The 21,903-nt window shown below is 66.0% G+C and carries 24 protein-coding genes; 16 read left to right on the top strand and 8 right to left on the bottom strand.

The features are described from left to right. Positions 1-136 precede the first annotated feature (136 nt). Entirely contained in the window at positions 137-610 is a 474-nt protein-coding gene (locus ACFWF1_RS39100) for a GNAT family N-acetyltransferase (protein WP_379281290.1), read from the top strand. Between the two features lie 77 nt (positions 611-687). Here ACFWF1_RS39100 and ACFWF1_RS39095 read toward each other — a convergent pair whose 3' ends face one another. Together ACFWF1_RS39095 and ACFWF1_RS39090 are read right to left on the bottom strand one after the other, a co-directional pair. Beyond that, complete coding sequence (locus tag ACFWF1_RS39095) at positions 688-1,095, bottom strand: DUF6299 family protein (RefSeq protein WP_379281289.1); 408 nt, start codon at positions 1,093-1,095, stop codon at positions 688-690. A gap of 356 nt (positions 1,096-1,451) precedes the next feature. Beyond that, positions 1,452-1,874 (bottom strand): VOC family protein, encoded by a 423-nt coding sequence (locus ACFWF1_RS39090; RefSeq protein ID WP_379281288.1) that lies wholly within the window; start codon positions 1,872-1,874, stop codon positions 1,452-1,454. A gap of 158 nt (positions 1,875-2,032) precedes the next feature. On the opposite strand from ACFWF1_RS39090, the gene ACFWF1_RS39085 reads away from it, so the two are divergent. The 4 genes from ACFWF1_RS39085 (at position 2,033) to ACFWF1_RS39070 (ending at position 4,074) form a co-directional block, all read left to right on the top strand. Continuing rightward, positions 2,033-2,584, top strand: coding sequence for a hypothetical protein (locus tag ACFWF1_RS39085; RefSeq protein WP_379281287.1), 552 nt, complete (start codon positions 2,033-2,035; stop codon positions 2,582-2,584). Between the two features lie 120 nt (positions 2,585-2,704). Further along, positions 2,705-2,869 (top strand): hypothetical protein, encoded by a 165-nt coding sequence (locus ACFWF1_RS39080; RefSeq protein WP_379281286.1) that lies wholly within the window; start codon positions 2,705-2,707, stop codon positions 2,867-2,869. A gap of 124 nt (positions 2,870-2,993) precedes the next feature. After that, the gene (locus tag ACFWF1_RS39075; protein ID WP_379281285.1) at positions 2,994-3,392 is read left to right on the top strand and encodes a DUF4870 domain-containing protein; all 399 of its coding nucleotides are present in this window, start codon (positions 2,994-2,996) and stop codon (positions 3,390-3,392) included. A 220-nt stretch (positions 3,393-3,612) separates the two neighbouring features. Then, positions 3,613-4,074, top strand: a complete 462-nt coding sequence (locus tag ACFWF1_RS39070; RefSeq protein WP_379281284.1) for a phage tail protein — start codon at positions 3,613-3,615, stop codon at positions 4,072-4,074. A 38-nt stretch (positions 4,075-4,112) separates the two neighbouring features. Here ACFWF1_RS39070 and ACFWF1_RS39065 read toward each other — a convergent pair whose 3' ends face one another. Beyond that, the gene (locus tag ACFWF1_RS39065; protein WP_379281283.1) at positions 4,113-4,910 is read right to left on the bottom strand and encodes an alpha/beta fold hydrolase; all 798 of its coding nucleotides are present in this window, start codon (positions 4,908-4,910) and stop codon (positions 4,113-4,115) included. A gap of 152 nt (positions 4,911-5,062) precedes the next feature. Between ACFWF1_RS39065 and ACFWF1_RS39060 the strand changes: the two genes are divergently transcribed. From ACFWF1_RS39060 to ACFWF1_RS39050, 3 genes are all read left to right on the top strand, one after another. Beyond that, on the top strand, positions 5,063-5,440 hold the full coding sequence (locus ACFWF1_RS39060) for a winged helix-turn-helix transcriptional regulator (RefSeq protein ID WP_379281282.1): 378 nt from the start codon (positions 5,063-5,065) through the stop codon (positions 5,438-5,440). A 227-nt stretch (positions 5,441-5,667) separates the two neighbouring features. After that, a complete protein-coding gene (locus ACFWF1_RS39055; protein ID WP_379281281.1) occupies positions 5,668-6,132 on the top strand; it encodes a hypothetical protein in 465 nt (154 codons plus the stop codon). Further along, the gene (locus tag ACFWF1_RS39050) at positions 6,120-6,425 is read left to right on the top strand and encodes a transcriptional regulator (protein ID WP_379281280.1); all 306 of its coding nucleotides are present in this window, start codon (positions 6,120-6,122) and stop codon (positions 6,423-6,425) included. The genes ACFWF1_RS39055 and ACFWF1_RS39050 overlap by 13 nt, the downstream gene beginning before the upstream one ends. Positions 6,426-6,529: 104 nt before the next feature. Here the strand turns inward: ACFWF1_RS39050 and ACFWF1_RS39045 are convergent, their stop codons facing one another. The 3 genes from ACFWF1_RS39045 to ACFWF1_RS39035 all read right to left on the bottom strand — a co-directional run bounded on the left by ACFWF1_RS39045 (position 6,530) and on the right by ACFWF1_RS39035 (position 9,655). Beyond that, positions 6,530-7,372: an alpha/beta fold hydrolase gene (locus ACFWF1_RS39045; RefSeq protein ID WP_379281279.1), complete on the bottom strand. Its 843-nt coding sequence runs from the start codon at positions 7,370-7,372 to the stop codon at positions 6,530-6,532. 80 nt (positions 7,373-7,452) lie between these two features. Beyond that, positions 7,453-8,427 carry an ABC transporter substrate-binding protein gene (locus ACFWF1_RS39040; protein WP_379281278.1) on the bottom strand — a complete coding sequence of 325 codons (975 nt, stop codon included), beginning with the start codon at positions 8,425-8,427 and terminating at the stop codon, positions 7,453-7,455. A gap of 25 nt (positions 8,428-8,452) precedes the next feature. Beyond that, complete coding sequence (locus ACFWF1_RS39035) at positions 8,453-9,655, bottom strand: acyl-CoA dehydrogenase family protein (protein ID WP_379281277.1); 1,203 nt, start codon at positions 9,653-9,655, stop codon at positions 8,453-8,455. A gap of 317 nt (positions 9,656-9,972) precedes the next feature. Here ACFWF1_RS39035 and ACFWF1_RS39030 point away from each other — a divergent pair, with 317 nt between their 5' ends. Genes ACFWF1_RS39030 through ACFWF1_RS38995 form a run of 8 tightly spaced genes read left to right on the top strand, consistent with a single transcriptional unit; the run spans position 9,973 to position 19,655 of the window. Next, the gene (locus ACFWF1_RS39030; protein ID WP_379281276.1) at positions 9,973-10,929 is read left to right on the top strand and encodes a pseudouridine-5'-phosphate glycosidase; all 957 of its coding nucleotides are present in this window, start codon (positions 9,973-9,975) and stop codon (positions 10,927-10,929) included. Further along, a complete protein-coding gene (locus tag ACFWF1_RS39025) occupies positions 10,919-11,629 on the top strand; it encodes an HAD family hydrolase (protein WP_379281275.1) in 711 nt (236 codons plus the stop codon). The genes ACFWF1_RS39030 and ACFWF1_RS39025 overlap by 11 nt, the downstream gene beginning before the upstream one ends. Then, positions 11,626-12,330 (top strand): uracil phosphoribosyltransferase, encoded by a 705-nt coding sequence (gene upp / locus ACFWF1_RS39020; protein ID WP_379281274.1) that lies wholly within the window; start codon positions 11,626-11,628, stop codon positions 12,328-12,330. The genes ACFWF1_RS39025 and upp overlap by 4 nt, the downstream gene beginning before the upstream one ends. Before the next feature lies 1 nt (position 12,331). After that, positions 12,332-16,126 (top strand): amino acid adenylation domain-containing protein, encoded by a 3,795-nt coding sequence (locus tag ACFWF1_RS39015; protein WP_379281273.1) that lies wholly within the window; start codon positions 12,332-12,334, stop codon positions 16,124-16,126. A gap of 1 nt (position 16,127) precedes the next feature. After that, positions 16,128-16,358: a hypothetical protein gene (locus ACFWF1_RS39010; protein ID WP_379281272.1), complete on the top strand. Its 231-nt coding sequence runs from the start codon at positions 16,128-16,130 to the stop codon at positions 16,356-16,358. Beyond that, entirely contained in the window at positions 16,358-17,587 is a 1,230-nt protein-coding gene (locus ACFWF1_RS39005; protein WP_379281271.1) for an MFS transporter, read from the top strand. Before ACFWF1_RS39010 ends, ACFWF1_RS39005 begins: the two co-directional genes overlap by 1 nt. Next, positions 17,587-18,777: a questin oxidase family protein gene (locus ACFWF1_RS39000; RefSeq protein WP_379281270.1), complete on the top strand. Its 1,191-nt coding sequence runs from the start codon at positions 17,587-17,589 to the stop codon at positions 18,775-18,777. The genes ACFWF1_RS39005 and ACFWF1_RS39000 overlap by 1 nt, the downstream gene beginning before the upstream one ends. Before the next feature lie 47 nt (positions 18,778-18,824). After that, positions 18,825-19,655, top strand: a complete 831-nt coding sequence (locus tag ACFWF1_RS38995; protein WP_379281269.1) for a nitroreductase family protein — start codon at positions 18,825-18,827, stop codon at positions 19,653-19,655. 178 nt (positions 19,656-19,833) lie between these two features. On the opposite strand, the gene ACFWF1_RS38990 is transcribed toward ACFWF1_RS38995, so the two are convergent. Continuing rightward, positions 19,834-20,556, bottom strand: coding sequence for a GNAT family N-acetyltransferase (locus ACFWF1_RS38990; RefSeq protein ID WP_379281268.1), 723 nt, complete (start codon positions 20,554-20,556; stop codon positions 19,834-19,836). A 133-nt stretch (positions 20,557-20,689) separates the two neighbouring features. Next, entirely contained in the window at positions 20,690-21,577 is an 888-nt protein-coding gene (locus ACFWF1_RS38985; protein ID WP_379281267.1) for a helix-turn-helix domain-containing protein, read from the bottom strand. Positions 21,578-21,903 lie beyond the last annotated feature (326 nt).

Below are 21,903 nucleotides of genomic sequence, written 5' to 3'. Positions count from 1 at the left end.
CGTTCGTTCCTTTCCCCTGTGGAGTCCGTCGATCGATCTGTGTCAGGTTCCCGGCAACGCAGGCGGGTCCGCACCGGCCATACCCCGCCACCACGCGCTCAATCACGTTCTGCCGCTGTCGATCGGGGATGAGAGGATGGTCACCGTGGTAGAAATCCGCCTCCTGACTGAATCCGACCGCGCCAGTTGGGAATTGCTGGCACGTGGCAAAGATCTCTACTTCGCCGTCGAACGAAGCGACGCCGACTACGAACGTGCCTGGCGACGCCTGCTCGACGACGAGCAGATACGCGGGATCGCCGCCCGATTGGACGGCAAGATGGTCGCGATCGCCCACTACGTGTTCCACGCCAGCATCTGGTACAGAGGGAAATGCTATTTGGCGGACTTGTTCGTCGACGCGGAAGTCCGGCGGCGGGGTGTAGCGACGGCAGTGATCGAGTGGGTAGCGCAAGACGCCGAAAAGCACGGCTTCCCAGGCCTTTACTGGAACACGCTGGAAGACGCCCCGGCTCGCGCCCTATACGACAACGTGGGCAAGTATCACCAGGGACTCATCCACTACACGTACGGGCGCGCCGCCAACGGTCGCAGCGAGACGCCACGCTGATCCCGCCGCAGGAGCGCCGAGGGAGTGACCGCACTCCACTACGCGCGCCGCGGCGCCGGCGCGGGCAGGCTCGAATCTCACAACTGCAGGGTGACGGGGACATCGGTGAGTCTGACCTCGGTGCTTCCGTCGGCGCTGTACAAATCCCAGGTGACGTCGACTGTGGCGGGGCCGCGTTGGTACGGGAAAGTCACTGGCGCCGCGACGTCGCTGGTGTAGGGGTGGGCGGCGCCGTCACAGGTCACTATCCCGCGCCCACCAGGCGCGTCCCCCTGGACGTTGTCTTGATGTAAGAAGCCGAACCTGGCGCTGTTGACCCGACCGACGGCAGTGCAGGTGTAGGTGCCGGTGATCTGTGCACTGCCGTCGGCGTTGACGTGCTGTTTGTTGTCGACGGTGAGCTTCAGGGTCGGGTCCGCCATGGCAGGGCTGACCAGCATGGCCGGGCCGGCGAACGCCGCCGCCGCGGCGACAGCCAGTTTCATGATCCAATTCCTGGGCATGATGGCCCGCCGTTCGGCGGTCCGAAGATACTCGGCCATAACACGACTTCCTCTTGTGTCGGAAAGGAATTCAGACCACGCAGCGGGTCGTCCTCAGCACGCCGGGCGTCGGGCCGCATCCCCGGCCTACTGCCCGGGCGTTCCGTAACGGTAGCAACAAACCGGGGCGATGTTTTCCCCAGTTATGTTGTGCACCAAGCGAATACCTGCCTCTGCTGGTCGATTACATTGTCTGCCAATAACACTCGACCAGTTTCCTGTCGAATCCCCAGACGACTCGACAGGTGGGACAGTGACGAGAAGTCGTGCCGAGGATCGCCTTCGGCTGCGAGCCCGGATCAGTGCTGCTGGGCTGTGATGTTGAACATCCAGTTGATCCCGAACTGGTCCACGAGCGAGCCTGCCTCGTCGCCCCACGCCTGCTTTTCGAGGGGCAACGTGACGGTGCCGCCGACCGAAAGCTGCTCGAAGTAGTCGCGGAGTTCGTCGTCGTCGCCACCGACGAAGACCGCAACGTTGTTGCCTGGGCGATAGGGCGGGTGGTCGGGACGGTCGTCGGGGAAGTCCCAGCCCATCAGCGTGTAGCCGGCCTTCGTGTCGAGATGGGCATGCATGACGGTGTCAGCGTTGGGCGATTCCGGCGAGCCGAAGTCCGCGACCGTTCCGATCGTCAGATCGCCGCCGAAAACCTCCCGATAGAACTCCATCGCTTGCCGCGCGTTGCCGTTGAACACGATGCACGGGTTGACGCCAGAACTCACCTGATGCTCCTTCGAGACGTGACCGATCGGGCCTTCCGACAGTCGCCGCGTTCAGCGTTTCAAATAATCACGACATCTCCTGTCGTGATTGTCAGCGGACTTTGTGGTGCCGAATCTGTGTCAGCCCTCGAAACGTTCGGCTCGATAGGCTGGCGGTCATGCAACGGCCAGACCTGAGTTCGCCGCCGACCTACGATGAGGCGCTGCGGTTCGCGCGCGATCAGGCGCGGGATCCCGGCACTCTCGTTCCCTACCCCCACCAGGGGCTCGAGAATGCCCGCTACGGGCGAGGTTTCGCGTTCCTACAGACGATCGCAACCGATCGTCGTGATCTGGACGGCTATGTCTTGGTGACCGCGGCGGGTTACGGCAGCGGGCTGCTGTCGGCGCCCGGACGCACCATCGACACGGTGATCGCCGAACACCTGGCGCGAGCAGAACACGCCAGCAGAGACATCCCCGACAGTGAACTCTCGGTCGCGCAGCTGATAGCGCTCGAAGCCTACGATGCCGGACGCACGCGCATCGATGAGATGCCGCAGCGCACCGCGATCGATGCCGAGACAGCCGACTATGCCGAGTTTGTTCTCATCGGCCTGTTGCGCAGCCGCAACCCTGGGGATTCTGGGCGTAAAGTCCTCGCCCGCAATGATTTCCTGTTGCAAGAACCGGATCCCGGACGCCGATACACCCACCCGTGCTCGCGCTGAGCGCGGCCGGCGATCTACGACGCACGGTACCCCCTCGGAGTCTGCGATCACTGCCTGAACAGAACCACCGATCAGGCCGGGCGCCGGGTCACCGGTTTCAATACCAGTCTCAGTGGCGGAATGATCGCCTACTACACCGATACGCTCGAACATTCGGACGGCTCGCGGCAGGAAGAATGCGTCGAGGTCACCCGGACCGGTGAGTGTTTTATCGACGGATATCCCGCGACCATGCAGGAGGCGCGTTTCGGTGGGATCGTCGTCCAAATGGCGTCCGCCGATTAGGTTTCGGTAGGTCGAGCGCAATGGAATGCCGCGCGGTGATCGAACCGCGCAGGCCGCCCCGTGACCTGCGGGTTCGTGCTGAACCTGGGATCGGTAGGGGGCGCGCCCGGCATCTACTTAACCCATGACATCTTCGCACCTGCCCACGAACCAACCGCAGCCCACCGGCCTGGACAAGAAGACCAGCGCGATCCTGGCTTACGCGCTGGGATGGCTCACCGGAATCATCTTCCTCTTTGTGGGAAAGAACGATCCCGACGTGAAATTCCATGCCTCGCAATCGATCGTCTTCTTCGGGGCGGTCGCGGTGGTCAATATTGTGCTGAGCATCGTCGGCTCGCTTCTCGGCGCCCTGGGGATCATCTTCAGCCTCGCCGGGTTCGCACTCGCGGTTTTCGCGCTCGTCGTCTGGATCATGGCCATGGTCCGGGCGAACAACACCGGCGGTGTCCGCGCGGAACTGCCCATTGTCGGAAAATTCACTGCCCCCTATGCCGATCGGTTGGCCAACTCGGTCAGGTAGCGGCGAATTCGACGTCCGACGATCAGCGGCCCGAGGAAATCTCGGGCCGCTGGCGTCCGCGATCGTACTGTCGGGCTCGGTCGCGACACTGCGGCCGAGCGTCGGCGCCGCCATGCAGCCCTGCGTCGGCTACCGTCTTTACCAGCGCATACGTGGAATCCGCCCCTAGGTGGAAGATGTCCGACGCCACCGACCGGACCCGAACACGGAGGAATTGGCCATGCCCTATGTCGTGGACTTCGTCACCGTATCGACCGTAGGCCTGGAGTCGTCGCCGGTCGCGGACGCACTCGCTGGCTTACGGGCGAACGAGGCTCGATACTTCAAGAACAAATACGACCACGTCTTCACGGTCGAGCCCGCGAGCGACGCCACGTCGACCATCGACTGGGTGAACCGGATCCTCGAGGAAGAACGCGGCATCGTCATCGCCTCTCCCCCGCTCGAAGCGACCGCATTTCAGGTAGAGAACATTCGGATCGCCTACGTCTTCTACCAGAACGGCCTATCGATCAACGTGATGTACACCGTCGACGACTCCGGCAAACGAGCGGTCGGATTCAAACTCTCCGACGGGATGGAAGTCCCCGCCGAACTCGCGTCATTCAAGTTCGCTCGCCAGAAATCGAAACTGGCCGGAACCATCCGCGGCTCCTACTTCGTCATCAAGAACGAGTACTGACCCGGTCCACTAGGCGCCGCCGAATTGCCGACTATCGATCATGCCGCGCCCCCTTGGTGGGACTGATAGGGGATGGAATGCTGGGTTGTGGCGGCGCGGTCCACGCTGCTGTGGCTGAGTTCGAGTAGTAGTTCACTGAGCTCGGTGGGCATGGTGATCATGCAGTCGTGGCCGGTTGGTAGTTCCCGTATTTGGGCCGGAGAGCCGTTGGGTTGGGTGGCGGGGACGGGGCGGCGGGTGATGCCCGGTGGGGTCGCGCCGACGCAGTGGATGTGGGTGCGTGGGATTGCGGTTGTGGCGGGGTTGTTCAGGTGGGCCGGTTGTTGGAGGCAGCGCACCGGTTGATCGGAGAGCATGGTGCGTAGCCAGGCGATGTCCGCCGGGTCGGTGACGCCGAACAGGCCGAAGGGTGGTGGGCGTTCGGGGAGGGGCGGGACGCGCCAGCCGGTGCCGGAATTCGCGGCGAGGTCGATCAGGTGTTGGCTGATGGGTTGCACGTCGACTGCGGTTTCGCCGTCCGTCGGGACCATCGCGTCGAGGTAAACGAGGTGTCCGATCCGGTCCGGGACCTGGTTGGCCACCGACGAAATGACCAGTCCCGCATAGCTGTGGCCCACCAGGACCACCTCGCGGAGGTCCTCCTCGTTGATCAGTGTGACGATGTCGTCGACGTGCGTGTCCAGCCCCACCTCGGGGCCGAGCAGATGTGCCTTGTCGCCGTAGCCGGTCAGCGAGGGCGCGAGCACCCGGTGCCCTTTCGACTCCAGCAGCGGCACCACCCGCTCCCAGCAGCGTCCACTGTGCCAAGCACCGTGTACCAGCAGAAATGTCGACATAGTTGCCACGATCTTCCTGTTCGAGGGCGCGACGGCGCGCGAAATCTGGAGTTACTCTTCGTAACTCGGTACTGTTCAATAACCACCATTCATCATTCGACCTGTGCGGGCAATAAGGCACATTTCGGTGCTCGGGTTCCTTGGAGGTAACCATGACCACGACCGACAGCCAGCCGGACAACGCATGCCGGGCTCGGGTGGTGCTCGGGATCGTCGGAGACAAGTGGTCGCTGCTGGTCGTGCGCAACCTCCGGCATGGGCCACGCCGCTTCACCGAACTCAAGCGAGACACCGACGGGATCAGCCAGCGCATGCTCACCGTCACCCTGCGCAGCCTGGAACGCGACGGCATCCTGACCCGCACCGTGCACAACGTCATGCCACCGCACGTCAGTTACGAGCTCACCCCGATGGGCAAGACCCTGCGCGAAGCCACCGCTCCCCTATTGGATTGGAGCATCAGCCATCTCGCGCACATCGACGCCGCCCGTGCCGAATACGACGGGCGCGTGGAAGCGCGGCAACCCTGAGCCCGCAGTTGGCCGCCACTTGGTCACCCCAGACATAACCGACGCCGCAACCACGGACAGGTCGGCGCGGCCCCACGGCATCGACTGCCGTTGATCGGATGATCAGGAGGAACTGAGGGCGGCATCGGCTCCGAGCTTCTCAGCGGCATCTTCCCGAATCCCTTCGCGACCAAGGAACTACAGGAAACAGGTTTCCAAGTGGAAACTCGTTGATGTATGGTCACCTCATGCAAGAGGCACAGACACCGCAGCAGGCCCTGGAGATCGCGGCCGCTACCACTCGGCAGGCCCGCGAGGCCGCCGCTTTACCCAGTTGGGGACCGTTCGCGGCCGGTGTGTTCGCCGGACTGTTTGGCACGCTGTTCGGCTTGGCGGTGGTATTCGAATTCGACGACCCGATCGCCTGGACTGCCCTGGCCGGCTCAATCGCCGCGTACGCGGCGCATTTCGCGGTTACCCGGTGGCTGCGCCGAGTTCGGCAGGCGCGCGGCCTCATTCCTGCCCCGATGGCGACGTGGAAGTTCATGGTGGTGCTGATAATCGTGCTGCTCATTCCGGACTCCGGCTTCGGAAATCCGAGCCTGACCATATGGCTGCAAGTGCTGGCCGGATTGATCATGGGTGGCTGGATCTGGTTCGCGGAGGCCCGACCGAAGACCGCACTCTGGAAGATCCGACCGTGGCGGACCTGAACGAACTGTTCGCCTCGCTGCCGCGCCTGAAACTCGCCGCATTCCTCGACGGCTGCACCGAAGCCGAATTCATGGTCGTCACTGAGCTCTGTGAGCTCAACAAATCCACCCTGTCCAAAGCGATGACCACCCTGGAAGCCGCCGGATATCTCAATGTCACCAAGGGCTATGTGGGCCGCAAACCGAAAACCTGGCTCGCCCTTAGCTACAAGGGCCGCACCGCCTATCACGCCCATCTCGCCGCCCTCGCCGCGCTCACTCGGATGGGAAACGAGACGACGGCCGAGTCCTGAGTGTGGAGTTCGTTCCTATCAGAGCGGGCGGGAGTGCCGAACAGCCTGCTACGGCCAGGTCGCGGCAGGCGCCACGATGACGACCGCCGTGGGATCGAGATCGGTCACGGTTGGCCGGTGTGCTGGAGCAGGGCCGGGACGAACATGTCCCACAGCGGCTTCGGCAGGTCGTGCCCGGCGCCTGGCAGAATCAGCAACGTCGCGCCGGGGATCGCGTCGCACACCGAATAGCCGTGTGGGAGTGGGCAAATCGGGTCGTGGTCGCCGTGCACGACGAGGGTCGGCGCCTTGATGGCGGCGAAGTCGCGGGACGAACCGTCGAAACTCATCGCGTAGTGGTTGACGAGGGTGGAGGCGATGTCGCGAGCGCGGGCGACGTCCCGTTCGACCAGTGCGCGGGTGGCGCTCTCGTCGAAGTAGGGCGAGTCGCCCGAGCCCGCCTTTGCCGAGGCGACGATATAGTCCGCTACCGCAGCGGAATCGGCGGGGTCCGGCTCGGCGAGGGTGAGCTCGTAGGTCGACGGCGGGAGTCCGTCCTCGCCGGTGGAGGTGGAGACGAACGTCAGCGACGCCACCCGGTGCGGATGGTCCACTCCGATGATGAGCCCGATTCCGCCGGACATGGATCGGCAGACGATGTGTGCGCGCTCGACGTTCAGTGCGTCCAGGATGCCGAGAGCGTCCCCGGCCAGGTCGGCGAACCGGTAGCCCGGCTCCCCCGGCGGGTAGCTGGTGGATCTTCCGGTGTCCCGGTTGTCGTAGCGGATGACGAACCGGCGGCCGCGCGAAATCCGTTCGCACAGTGCGGTTTCCCACCACAGCATCGAGGCGGACGCACCGTCGATGAGCAGGATCGCCGGGTTCTTCGGGTCTCCGAAGGTTTCGACGCACAACTCGACATCGTTGATTTCGACGAGCTGCTCGCCGTTGGAAAGGTGATCGGCCATGAACGCAACGCTAGGCCGTTCAGTCCATCGTCAAGCGCGATAGTTTCCGATCAAGTCGATCGTGATCCGCGATGGCCGAATCAGCCGTGCTTCGGCAGTCCTGGCGGATTGACCCGCGCTGCCTTGACCGCCTCGCTCGACAGCCCCCATCGGTCGAGCACCCGCTGGTAGGTGCCGTGATCGATCGCGTATTGCACTGCCTCCTGGATGGGACCGATCAGACCGTTGTCCTTCTTGGTCAGCACACCGATCTCGGCCTGCACGACGTCGCCCGCACCGGAGAACGTGGCGGTGATCTTCGTCTGGCCCACGGTCGCCGAGTGGTAGACGGCCACCGGGTTCGGGCCGAGGAAGCCGTCCAGTCGATGTGACGCCAGCGCCAGGTAGTAGTCGGTCGTCTGCTGGTAGTAGGCGATGTCGATCTTCGGCAGACCGTCGGCGACGTTCTGGTCGCTCCACTTCACCAGCAGCTGCTCCTGATTGGTGCCGGCGCCGACGCCGATCCGCTTGCCTGCCAGCGATTTACGATCGGTATAGGTCCAGTCGCTGTCTTTGGGCACCTCCAGCGCGATGTTGTCGAGCCGATAGGTCGCGAAGTCGTACTTCTCCTTGCGTTCCTCGGTGACGGTGACATTGGCGATGAACGCGTCCACCTCACCGGAATCGATGCGGACGAAGTTCTGCGACCAATCCGCCGCGCTCAGTTCGGCTTTCAGCCCCAGAATGTCGGCGAGCAGGTAGGCGAAGTCGACCTCGGAGCCGATGAGCGCGCGATCGTCGCTGGCGTAGAAGCGCAGCGGCGGGCCGGTGTCGGGTGAACCGGTGACGATCAAGCTGCCCCGATTCCGAATGACCTGGGGCACTTTCGCCGCAATCGCGTCGACCTTGCCGGCGCGAATCCGGGTCGACTGTTCGGGCGACAGATCGAAGCTCTGCCCGTTCACGGTGCGCACCTCGTTGTCGACGGTGTCACCGCAGGCGCCGACCAGCAAGGTCACCGCGGTAAGCACGACCAGCACGAGCGAAGGCCGACTACCGTTGCGAGAGAATGACATAGACGTGTCCTTTGCTACGAACCGGTCACTGGTTCCTTGACTCGGCGCGGTTCGCGGCGACGCTGTTGAGGAAGCTGCGCGGCGCGTTGCCGTTCACCGCGTGATCGCCGATGAGCGCGGCCTTGTAGATGGCCGGATTGTGCGACGAGACGGTGCGGGCGTTGCGCCAGTGCCGGTCAAGTCCCAGTTCGGATTTCAGCGCGCTGGCGCTACCCGCATCGAACAGCCGCCACGTCGCGGCGCCGACCAGTTCGGTGTTCGCGACCTGGGTGGCCGCCGATTCGAGCAGTATCCGCTCGGCCGACCGCGGCGAGGGATCGGCGACGAACGCGTCGAGCGAACCGGCCAGCAGCAGCACATTCGCGCGCGCCGAATAGGCCTTGCTGCGCACCGCTCCGACGATCTGCAACACCTGCGGATCGGCGGCGGGCTCGGGCGTCGACGCCAACGGATAGGAGCGCGTCCGGCCGCGCACCAGCGTGGCGAGATCGTCGGCGACGGCACGGGCGATGCCGGCCTGCACTGCCGAGTGCACGAACTGGTAGAAGGCTTCCATGTAGTCGTTGGCGAGCGGATTGCGATGGCGCAGCAGGAAATCCGGATCGACGGGCACCGACTCGAAGCGTGCGGTGCCGCTCGCGGTCAACCGCTGACCGAAGCCGTCCCAGTCGTCCTCGATCGTGATGCCCGCCTGATGCCGTGGCACCAGCGCCGAGATGAACTCCTCGTCGTCTACCACCAGCACGTTGAGCCAGTCGGCGTGCAGGCTGCCGGTGGTGTAGTACTTGCGGCCCGACAAGACGTAGTGGTCATCGACGCGTTCCAGCGTGGTCGCCAGTGCGGTCAGGTTCGGCGTGCTCAGTTCGGCACCCGCCGGACCGAAGAACTTCCCGGCGGCGGCCGCCCGGAGCAGGGTCTCGCGCGCGGTCCCCGGCGCGGCGAACCGCAGGATTTCGGTGAGCCCCAGGTGACCACGGAAGATCTGGCCCAGGTTGGAGTCGCCCGCGGCGATGTCGATCAGGACGTCGGCGAGGGTCAGCACCGTCGCGTCGGCACCGCCGTACTCGGCCGGGACACGCAGCGCCCCGACGCCCGCCGCGAGCAACTGGGCCAGCTGCTCGGTGGGCGGCTTGTGTTCGGCGTCCCTTGCGGCGGCACCGGCGGCGAGACCGGCGGTCGCCTCGGCGATCGCGTCCAGGCGCTCATGAAGATCGTCGACCGGTGCCATCAGTACTCCGTTCGTTGTGCTAGACGCTGCCGAAATCTACAGTGCGGCAACAATTGCAGCGCCCGTACAGGCTGAGCGCCTGCGGCGAGCGCAGCACCAGGATTACGACAATGACCTGCGCGACCACCCCTGCGCACGGCACGCCCTCGGCGTTCCGATCACACTGAATGAAACTATGTTTCACCCGACAATCGAGCGATGACAATACATACATTCAGCATGCTCGAAACCGTATACAGCACAACCCGATTCGCCCACGATGGCGTTATCAGGGGGTCTTGCCAGAAATCACTCGCCTACCGAACGGACTCATCCACGTGTCTGCTGTCGTCGAGCACGAGTCATCGCTGTTCCGGTTCTCCGAGGAGGTCCGGGAAGCGCTCGTCCAACGAAGACCTGTCGTCGCGCTCGAATCGAACGTCGTGGCACACGGATTCCGCTGGCCGGACAACATCGCGGTCGCCGAGGAGGTCGAGGCCGCGGTGCGCGCGGCAGGCGCCGTCCCGGCGACGATCGCCATCGCGGACGGCCGGATCGTGGTCGGTACTACTGCGGATGAACTCGAAACCCTCGCCACCGCAACCGATGTCGCGAAGGTGACGAGCCGTGACATCGCGGTCGCGGTGACCAGGCGCGCGCTCGGCGCGACGTCCATCTCGGCCACCATGGTCATCGCGAACCAGATCGGCATCGCCACCGTGGCCTCGGCGGGGCTCGGCGGCGTGCACCGGGGCGCGGAAACGACGATGGACATCTCCGCAGACCTCACCGAACTCGCCCGAACCAAGCTCATCGTGGTCTGCGCGGGCGTGAAGAAGATCCTCGACGCGGGCCGCACCCTGGAGTTCCTCGAGACACAGGGCACCCCGGTGATCGGATACCGATATCTCCCGTTCCCGGCGTTCTACTGCCGCGAGAGCGGCTACAACGCGCAGCTGCGCATCGACGATCCCCACGACATCGCCGAAATCGCCCGCGTGCACCTGAGTTTCGCCGGTGCGGGTTCGCTGCTGATCACCCATCCGATCGCGTCCGCCGACGCGCTCGACAGCGACGCCGTCGAAACGGCGATCCAGCAGGCACTCGCCCAGGCGGACGCGGAGAATATCAGCGGGCCCGCCGTCACCACCTTCGTGCTCCGGGCCGTCGACGCGGCGACCGGCGGTGCCGCCGCGGCCGCCAATCGAGCGGTCCTGATCAGTACCGCGCAGGCGGCCGCGGAAATCGAAAATGCCCGCGCCGCACTAGAACACGGAGCCACCCATGCCGCATGAATCATCGACCGCGCCGCGCTCGGCGCTGCTGTTCGACCTGGACGGCACGCTGCTCGACACGCCACGCGCGATCGCCGAACAGTTCTCCGCGGCAGTCGAATCGGTCACCGGAGTGCATCCCGGTCTCGACGCGACCCGTGCGCTCGTCGGCGCCCCGCTGGAGCGGATGGCGGCCACGTTGTCCGGTAGCGATCCCGAATCGTCCACCGCTCAGGCGATTTCGTCCGAGTACCTGACCCGCTTCCGCGAGATCATCGTGCCGAAGGCGGCCGACCTGTTGTTCCCCGGCGTACGCCCCGGGCTGGAACGGCTGTCGAACGCCGGACTGATCCTCACCATCGTCACGACCAAGAAGCATCACAGCGCGGAACTGATCCTGACCGCAGCGGGGATCCGCGACTACTTCGCCGTGGTGGTCGGCGCCGACGACGTGGCACACCCGAAACCACACCGGGACAGCGCCGATGCCGCGCTGGCGGCCGTCGGCCTGATCGAGGCCGGTCCGGGCGGTGCCGTAATCGGTGATACCGCAAGCGATATCGGTCTCGGCGCCGGGATCGGCGTCTTCACCATCGGAGTCACCTACGGGGTGTACTCGGCCGAGCAGATCGCCGCGACGGCACCGGACGCGCTCGCGCACACCTTCGACGATGTCACGAACATCGTCCTCACCCGAGTGGAAAGCGACATCAGCTCATGACCGCATGGACTCGCCCGACGATCGAGCCCGCACAGATCGTTCCGTACCTGGGCGTCAACGTCTTCGAGCTGCCCAAACTCCCCGAGCTCATCACCCTGCACACCGAGGCACGCGACGCCGGCACCGGCCAGGAGCGCTTCGTCCGGGCCACCCAGCGCATCATCCGGCTGCTGCTGGAGACCGCGCTGTCGCAGCTGGAACACCGGCCGCGCGCGGTGACCACGCCCACCGGCCGGGTGTTCCGTGGGCTCGAGCCCGCGTCGCCCACGCTGTACGCGGTGTCGATCCCGCGGGCCGGTGACGCGCTGGAGAGCGGGCTGCGGGAGATCAGGCCGGACGCGCGGCTCGGCAAGATCCTGATCCAGCGCGACACCGTCACCAAACAGCCGACGTTGCTGTACCGCAAGCTGCCGCCCGACATCGCGGGCAACGAGGTACTGCTGCTCGATCCCACCATTGCCACCGGCGGCACGCTGCTGACCGCGGTCAACGAGTTGATCGCGGCCGGCGTCGAGGAGAACCGGATCATCGTGGTGAATGTGCTGACCTGTCCCGAGGCCCTCGCCACGGTGCTGTCCCGGCGACCGGACCTGCGCATCGTCACCTCACACATCGATGACACGCTGACCGACGAGGCCTTCATGTCGCCGGGCATCGGCGACTTCGGCGACCGGTTCCACGGCACGACCAGGAGTGCGTGAGGTGCACGGACAGACGGGGCAGGCCGGCACCCTGGTCGACCTGCTCGACGCCAACGTGCTGCGCGACCCGGATGCCATTGCCTGCGTGGACACTTCACGCGCGCTCAGTTACGGCGAGCTGTCGGCACGGTCCTCGGCCGGCGCCCAAGCCTTACGGGATGCGGGGGTGCTGGCGGGCGACACGGTGGGCGTCTTCCTGAGTCCCTCGGTCGATCTCGTCGCCTCGGTGTGGGCGATCCTGCGCGCGGGCGCCGCGTATCTGCCACTGGCCGTGGACTATCCGGCCGAACGGCTCGCCTACATGGCCACCGACAGCGACCTGCGCATGGTGGTGACCGATCCGAGCACGGACGCGCTCGCACGCCGCATTCTGCCCACTCCGACGGTGCGTCTGCCCGAGGAACAACCCGCAGCGCAGGACGTCAATGCCGCGACCGCAACGGGCGCCGCGTACACGATCTACACCTCAGGAACCACCGGATCGCCTAAGGGCGTGGTGATCTCGCATCGCGCGATCGTCAACCAGATGACCTGGATCGGCGCCGAACTCGCCCTGGGGCCGGGCGCCCGGATTCTGCTGAAGACCCCGGTCAGCTTCGACGCCGCGCAGTGGGAACTACTGGCCAACGCCGGTGGCGCGACGATCGTGGTGGCACCCGCAGGCACCCATACCAGCCCCGAGGGCCTGCTGGATCACGTTCGTAGCGAAGCGATTACGACGCTGCAATGCGTGCCGACCATGTGGGCCGAGCTGGTCGAACTGCCGGACATCAGTGCCGCCACTTCGCTGCGGACGGTGGTCAGCGGCGGTGAAGCGCTACCCTCCGCACTGGCCCAGCGCCTGCGTGCCGCACTGCCAGGGCCGCGAAAGATCAACCTGTACGGGCCGACCGAAGCGACGATCAACGCGACCTGGTACGACTTCACCGGCGCCGACGATTCCGATGCCGCGATCGTGCCGATCGGCCGGTCCGTCGACGGCTGCACCACCGTTGTCGTCGACGAGGCGGACCGCCCAGTCGCGGGAGCGCAGATCGGCGAGTTGCTGATCAGCGGTATCCAGTTGGCCGAGGGCTACCGCAACCGGCCCGACGTCACCGCGGCGCGCTTCGCCGAACTGGCCTTCGGTACCGCGGACACCCAACGTTGGTACCGCACTGGCGATCTCGCCCGCAGCCGGGACGACGGCGTGCTGGAGTTCGTCGGCCGCAACGACGAACAGGTCAAGGTCAACGGGCACCGGGTCGAAACGAACGAGGTCCGTGTGTCGATCGAGGCGCACCACTGGGTGCGTTCGGCCGCGGTGGTGCCCTGGCTGTCCGAGCGCGGCGTAACCCAGCTCGCGGGCTTCATCGAACTCGACCCGGACGAGGCCCCGCTGATGGACCAGGGCCGAGCCAGGCGGCATCACCGGTCCAAATCGACCCGTGTTCAGGTCACCGCGCAGCTGGCCGACCTCGCCGTGCCACAGTTCACCACCGAACCGGAGATCCCGCTGGCCGGGGCCGAACCCACCGGCGAGCAGCAGCGAAAGGTTTTCGCGCGCAAGACCTATCGAACCTTCACCGACACTCCCCTTGATCTCGGCGAGATCGAGGCATTGCTCGCTCAACTGCCCTCGCGCGACGTTCGACTCGGTTCGCACGGTCCACTCACCGCCGTCGAGCTGGGCCGGATGCTGCGCTGGCTCGGTCCATTCCACAGTCCGAATCGATTGCTGCCCAAGTACTCCTACGCCTCGCCCGGCGCGCTCAACGCCACCCGGGTCTACATCGAGACCACCGGACTCCCCGGACTCGCTGCCGGGGTCTACTACTTCCATCCCCTGCGCCACTCGCTGTTCCGAGTCGGCTCGACCACTCGATCCGGCCTGCACCTGCACCTGGTCGGGCTGCCCGAGGTCATCGAATCCGTCTACTCGACCAACGTCCGGGAGGTGCTGCACTTCGAGGCGGGCCACATCCTCGGCGTACTCGACGAAGTAGCCGCCGATTACGGAAGACGGATACGCACGGCCTGCGTGCGGCTCGTGGACGGCCTGGACAAGGGGGTGGTGACCGCCACCGTCGAAATAGCCACGCACGCGCCACATCCCGGCAGTGCGCTGCCGCGCACGGTGCTGGTCCAGGTGCACGGCGAGATCGGCGACGCCAGGCCGGGCATCTATCGGCTCGGCGAGGCCGGACTCGAGTTCCTGACCGAGCAGAAGATCGAACGACGGCACGTGATCGCCATCAATCAGCGTTCCTACGACCACTCCTCGTTCGGCATCGTGCTCGCCACCGACGCCGACAACGGCTGGGCCGGCTTCACCGAGCTCGGTCGCACACTGGCGCACCTGCAGCAGCTCGGCGCCCGCGACAGCATCGGCTTCATGTCGGCCGGATACTCCTCGCTGACCGGACGAGATCTGCCCTCGGCCCGCCGGTTCCGGGATATCTTCACCGAGGGGCCGCTGTCGAATTCGCTCAGCTACTTCGCGCTGGGCGGCCGCGTCTCCGCCGACCAGCTGCGCTCGACGGGCATGGCGGAGGACGCGCTGCACATGAAGGGACCGGAGGAACTGCTCAAAGACGATCTGCGCGCCGTACTTCCGCACTACATGGTGCCACCCACCATTCATGTGCTCGACCGGATTCCGCAGTCGCAGAACGGAAAACAGGACCGCAGCACACTCATCCGGCTCGCGGCCGAACTCAACGCGCCGACCGCCCAGCCCAGCGATCCGCCCGCGGCCGGGCGGGAGACCGAGCTGGCCCGTGTCTGGTCTCGCGTGCTCGATTATCAGCCGGTCTACCGCGCCGACGACTTCTTCGCGCGCGGCGGCAACTCGATCTCGGCGTTGCGGCTGATCCGCGCACTCAACGAGCGGTTCGGCATCAACCTGGGCGTGCAGACAATATTCCGCGCGCCGACCTTGGACGAGCTTGCTGCCGCGACGCTCGAGGCCGAATCGGCCTCGCGGCGAACCGGTTCGGAACAGACGTCGCGATTCTTGCGGCTCGCCGGGGCCGACGGCGACCCGGTCACCGTGCTCTGGCCGGGGCTCGGCGGCTATCCGATGAGCCTGCGGGCGTTGGCCGGTGAGCTCGCCAACGACGGTCACCTCGTGTACGGCGTGCAGGCGCGCGGCATCAATAAAGGCGAAGTGCCGCATGACCATTTGGACGCACTGATCGCCGACGACGTCGCGGAGTTCCGCAGTCTCGGCCTATCCGGGCCGATACGCGTCGTCGGCTACTCGTTCGGCGCGCGCGTGGCAGCGGAGGTGGCCCAACGCCTTTCGGCCGGCGGCCACCAGATCGAGCAGCTGGTGCTGATCGCGCCGGGTTCTCCCGTCATTGCCGGAATCAGCGCGGACACCGATGAAGTCAGTTACCGCAACGCGTATTTCAAGCGGGTACTCGCCTCGGTGTTCAGCGGCCGGATCGACCCCGGCTATGCGGCCGACCTCGACGAACAGGTCAGCAGGCGAACGGACTTCATCGACCTCATGGTGGCGAACGAGCCGGGCTTCGCGCGGGATATGGTCGAGCGGATCGTCGCGGTGGTGGAGCGGACCTACCGGCTGCGCACGCAGCCGATCGGGGTCGATCAGGATCTACTCGACCAGAGTCTGTTCCTGCGGGCCCGTGGTGACGGCCCGTCGTTCGCCGACATCCCGGTCGTGCCGCTGCGCCTGCGAACCGGCCGAGTGCGCAACCTGCCGTATCACCACTACGAGATCGTCACCGCCGGAGCAGCCGAGGTGGCGACGGTAGTCGCGACCGAAACCTTGGATCGGGAGTTGGTTTGACATGCCCCACGTAGAGATCTGGCACTTCCCCGCCGAACTGTCCGGCGACGCGTCGCGCAGGCTCGAGGCCGACATCGTCGACGCGGTCACGCGGGCGTTCGGCGTCGCCGAGGGCGTGGTGTCGATCGGTGTCGAGAGCGTCGGCAGCGACCGGTGGCAGGAGCGGGTCTATCGCCCCTTGATCACCGATCGGCCCGGCGAAACGCCCCTGCTGCGCACGCCGAACTACTGATGACCGCCCGCGAGGCCGGTCCGGCGAGCGCGGTGCCGCATCCGGCGAATACCGCCCGGCTGGTGGCGCTGATCGCCGTCGTCGCGGCGGTGGCGGTGAACCTGCGCCCTGGCGTTACCACCGTGGGGCCCGAACTAGATGTCGTGACAGCGTATTTCGGTGCCGGAGCGCGCGCGGCCGGGGTCATCACCGCGGCACCCGTCATCGCCTTCGCGCTGGTGAGCCTGGCGACACCGGTTGTGCTGGCACGGATTTCGCTGCGCGCCGGTCTCTACTCGGCGCTGGCGCTGACCGGGACCAGTCTCGCGGTGCGGCCGTGGGGCGGGCTCTGGCTCTTCGTCCTCGCGACCTGCACCGCGGCGGTCGGGATCGGGCTCATCGGCGTGCTGCTGCCCGCCGTGATCAGGACCATCGGCAACACCGGCCCGCTGATCGCCGCCTTCACCACGGCACTGCAGGCGGGTTCGGCGATCGGCTTCGCCGCCGTGGTGCCGCTGTCGCACGCGCTCGACAGCTGGCAATGGGCGCTCGCGCTGTGGGCGGTGCTCGCGCCGATCGGTGCGGCCGCGCTGTGGCGATCCCCGGCGGCCTCGGTCACCCCGACCGGCACCGGCCTGCCCCGCGGCTCCGCCGATCCGATCGAGATCCTGCGCCGCACCCGAACAGTCGGCCTGGCAGTCTTTTTCGGGCTGCAGGCGCTGGTCGCCTTCGTTGTCATCGGCTGGTTGCCCTCGGTACTGCACGACGCCGGTGTCAGCCCGGACCTGGCCGGCGGGTACCTCGGCATTCTCACCTGCGTCGCGGTGCCGATCAGTTTCGTGGTGCCGCCGATCGTGGCCGGGTCGGCGCACCGCGCCCGCTGGCTGGCCGGGTTCAGCCTGTGCAGCGCGGCCGGGATTCTCGGCTTCCTCGTCGCGCCCGAGGCCGCGCCACTGGCGTGGTCGATCGTGCTCGGCACCGGACTTTCGGTGTTCTCCTTGGCGCTGACCGTCATCACCGTGCGCGCGAGTTCGCCGGAACAGGCGATTCTGCTGTCCAGCGCGGTGCAGGGCGTCGGCTACCTCATCGCCGCCATCGGTCCGTATGCGATCGGTGTGTTCAAGCAATTCACGGACGGCTGGGGCATTCCGCTCACCGTCCTTCTCGCGACAACGCTGGTGCAGGCCGCGGTCGGGTTCGCCGTCGGCGACACCAACCAGCGTCCGACAGCACAGGAGGCCACGACCTAATGCCTGCACAAGCCGTGAAAGCGGTCTCGGACCTGCTCGATGATCGCAGCTACCACATCGAGTTCAACGGGCATCTGACCAATCACGTCAAGCACGCGGTGATCGCGCTGGCGGGCATCGGCGCGACGGAGCAGGTGATCCGGGAGTATCACACGTCGTATTGCCGCCTCACGCCGTACGGGTTTCCGCTCGAACCGGCACGCGAGCCCACCGAACTCATCGACACGAGCAATTGGCGCGAGTTCCTCGGCGAAAGAAAGCATTTCGCCGCCTACTGCGAGTTCTTCGACAACGAGGTCGCGCGCAAAGGGATCGCCGGTGCGGTCGACGAGTACGCCCCGTACCTGCTGCACGGATGGATCGGGGCCTTCACCCATGCCACCATCCATCTCGGTTGGGCGATCTGGGCCGACCATCCCGCGATGACCGCCGAGAGCCTCGCCTATCTCGCGTTCTCGTTCGTGCCGGTGCTGGCCGACGACCGGGACTCGCGGCCGGCCGTCGCCGCGGCCGATCCCTGGGATTCATTGCTGCAGTTGAGTTCCGGCTGGGCGCAGGACCCCGCTTTCCGCGGCGCGGTCGACCGGGTGATCACCGACACCAACTCCTTCACCGAGCTGCATCCGGAGCTCAGCCGCTCTGGACTGCAGGCTCGGGTCGCGGGCGTCGCCCTCGCGGACATCCCGGAATTGGCCGACGCACCCACCTGGCTGCACGCGTTCTCGGGCACCGAGCGCCGCGACCGGGTGCGTCGTGCGGTGACGCTGCTGTATCTGGCGGTGCCCGGCGATTTCGTTGTGCTGCATCTCATCACGTCGCTGTTCGCCCTGGAGACCATCCTCGAGCAGCTCACCTCGAAGGCCGCCGCCGACACAGTGTACGACCTCTATTGGGCCGGGCTGCGGATCATCGTGGCGGCCGAGACGAAGATCCCTGCCGTGCACAAGCTTCGGGAACTCGGCGACCTGTATGCCGGTCCCGCGGCCGATCGTTCCGGTTACGCCGCCGACGAATTCGATGTCATCGCCCGGCGGGCGTGGCTGGAGGACGAGGAGCACAACCCCAAACTCGTCTTCGTCCTGCAGTCGTGGTGGGCCGAGGACCCGTGGACCGGATATCGGCACGCGGCAGCCCAATTCACCAGCACACCCGCCCTGCCGCCCAGTTTCGCGGAGCCACCGAACGAGTAACGCCTCGCGCCGGTCAGCAACGTCGATACGAGAACAGGAACAACGCAGTGAACAACGTGATCGCGAATGAGCTTCAGCAGCAACTGGATAAGCGGTACGGCACCTCGGCACCGGATGCGGGCGACGCGACGAACCCCACGCTCGAAGTACTGCTGCGCCACCGGACCGCGCGCCACTACCTGACCGCGACGGTGAGCGAGACCGAACTCCAACTCATCATCGCCGCAGCGCAATCGGCGTCGACCTCGGCCAACTTCCAATTCACCAGCGTGGTCGTCGTAGACGACCCCGAACTCCGGGCCAGGCTCTCCGAACTGGCGGGCGGGCAGCAACTGATCAAGGATGCCTCGGTATTCCTGGTCTGGGTGGCCGATTGGTCGCGCAACATCACTATGGCGGAGGCTCACGGGCACACCATCGAGGCGACGTCCTACCTCGACAGCGCGCTCTCCAGCGTCATCGACGTCACGCTTTCCGCGCAGAACGCCGCGATCGCCGCCGAATCCCTCGGCTACGGCATCACTTTCGTCGGCGCCCTGCGCAACAACATCGACGATGTCATCGACCTGCTGCAGCTACCCGAGTGGACCTTCCCCGTCTACGGAATGGCCATCGGCGTACCCGACCCCGCCGATCCCGCCGACATCAAGCCACGCTACGGCCAGAACGTCGTCGTGCACCGCAACACCTACGCTCCGCCCGGCGAGGACGCCATCCAGGACTACCTGGACCGGATCAACGCCTATTACCGCGAACAGGAACTCCCCGAAGACTGGGTGAAGAACCGCCTCGCCTGGCGGATCTCGACCAAGGAGAGCCTGCACGGCAGGCAAGGCATCCGGAAGACCTTCGGCAACCAGGGTTTCCGGCTCGAGTAAGGCCGGGGCGTGGTGTCGGATTCGCCGAATCCTGTGACCACACTCGATGCAGCCGGGCGAGTGCGGCGTCGGCGATATCGATGAGGTCGACACCCCAGAGCGTCAGCCGGCCCGAGGTAGGAACCAGTTGCCTGTGCCAAGCTGGTTGTTTGCCACAACAAACCAGATCGGCGTGATTTCAAAAACTCGTGTGCGTCGGCGCCTGCACGATCGTCAGCTGCGAGCGCTGGCGCAGGGTGAAGCCGAGTGTCTCGTACAGGCTGATCGCCGTCGTGTTGTGGGCGACGGCGTGCAGGAACGGTTTCTCGCCGCGCGCTCGGATGCCCGCGCCGACCGCCCGGATCAGGCGCGAGGCTATGCCGCGGCCACGGAATTCGGCGTCGGTGCAGACGGCGCTGATCTCGGTCCAGCCGGGCGGGTGCATGCGCTCCCCCGCCATCGCCACCAGTGTGCCGTCGACGCGAAAACCCAAGTAGGTGCCCATTTCAATGGTCCGGGCCGCGAACGGGCCCGGTTCGGTGCGCGCGATCAGTTCGAGCATCTCGGGAACATCGGCGGCGGTGAGCACCTCGAATTCCGGGTCCTCGGCCACCCGCAGCCCGGTGCCGTCCATCTGCACCGATCGAACATCCTGCAGCACTGCCCAACCCGCGGGCGGCACGTGCCCCGCGCCGCGCAGCGCGGTGCTGCCGCCGGGGCCGAGCAGGGTGGCCAGGTCGGCCCAGTCCTGGTCGTCCAGTACCGGCGGATGGCCGAAGAACCTGGCGACCTCCGGGTCATAGCGACCGATCCGGCCCACCCAGGCGGCGAACCGGCGGTGCTCGCCATGCAGCGAGGACCGCACCGGATCGTCGAGCGGATGCAACGAGGTATAGACATCGAGGGTCGACTCAGCGGTCACCGCACACTCCTCCACGAGAACGTTCAACCAGAGAACGTTAGCGAAGCGCACAACCATCGGACATCGTTGCACTCACCGCGATTCGGACGCGGGGTACCGACGGCACATCCCGTGCCGTCGAAAGACTTGGGATTCAGAGCTTCTCGGCAGCGGCCAGCAGTAGCGCACGCGACCGGTCCGGCGTTTCCGCCTGCACGGCAACCTGGTCCATCACCTCGCGGTAGACCTGCAGATCGTCGCTACGATCCAGGTAGAGCGCGCTGGTCAGCTGTTCCAGATACACGATGTCGGGCAGCTCGCGCTCGGCGAAGCGCAGCATGGTGAACGAGCTGCCTGCCGCCGGATGGCCGCCCGCCTCGTACGACAGCACCTGAATGGTCACGCCGGGCTTCTCCGACATCTTCACCAGATGGTGGATCTGCTCGCGCAGCACCTTCTTGCCGCCGATCGGGCGATGCAGCACCGCCTCGTCCAGCACCGCCCACAACCTGGGGCCGTCCGCCACGTCGAGGATCTCCTGGCGCCGCGCCCGCAACTCCACCCGCCGGGACGCCTCGGCGCTCTGATTGCCGACCTCGATGACCGCATGGGTGTAGTCTTCGGTCTGCAGCAGCCCCGGAATCAGTTGACCCTCAAACGTTCTGATCGTCTGCGCGGCACCCTCCAGGCCGAGATAGGTCTCGAACCAGGGCGGCAGCAGATCGTTGTATCGATGCCACCAACCCGGCTGATTCGCCCTGAGCGCCAGATCGACGAACATCTCGCGCTGATCCGGTTCGGTGACGCCATAGAGGGTGAGCAGATCCAGGATGTCGCGTTCCTTGTACCCGGTGCGGCCGAGCTCGAGGCGACTGATCTTGGCGTGCGAACCACGGATGTGCTCGCCCGCCGCGAGCGGCGTGATGCCCCTCGCCTCGCGCAGCTTGCGCAGTTGACCACCGACCGCGATGCGCAACGCCGTCGGGCCGCGCTCGGCAACCCGCGCGTCGATACCCGTGATCCGGACCGGCACCGTGACCATGACCTCATCTCCGCTTCTCGACAACCACCGGCGGTGAGCACACCGCCCCACCAGATGTTATCCCGCTCCGGGCATGGAATCCCACACCACTGATGACCGCGTGTGCGCGCGGCTGCCGCGGTTGTCCGTCCGGGTTTTCTGATCGACATGGTTGACGATGTCGCCGCGCCGATGCAGACTGGGCAAGCGATCAGTTACTAAGCAAGCGCTTAGTCAGCATCCGGGATTCGTATGCTCTCCAGCTCGGCCGGAACCTATTCAACGCGCAATGGCAGATCGGCGAAATATGCCGCGATAGCCGCTCGGCGTCCAGGCAACAGCGAAAA

The organism is Nocardia sp. NPDC060255, assembly GCF_042727395.1.
Taxonomy (GTDB): domain Bacteria; phylum Actinomycetota; class Actinomycetes; order Mycobacteriales; family Mycobacteriaceae; genus Nocardia.
Note: the sequence above shows the minus strand (reverse complement) of the source record. Positions and strands in the feature narration are given on the sequence as shown.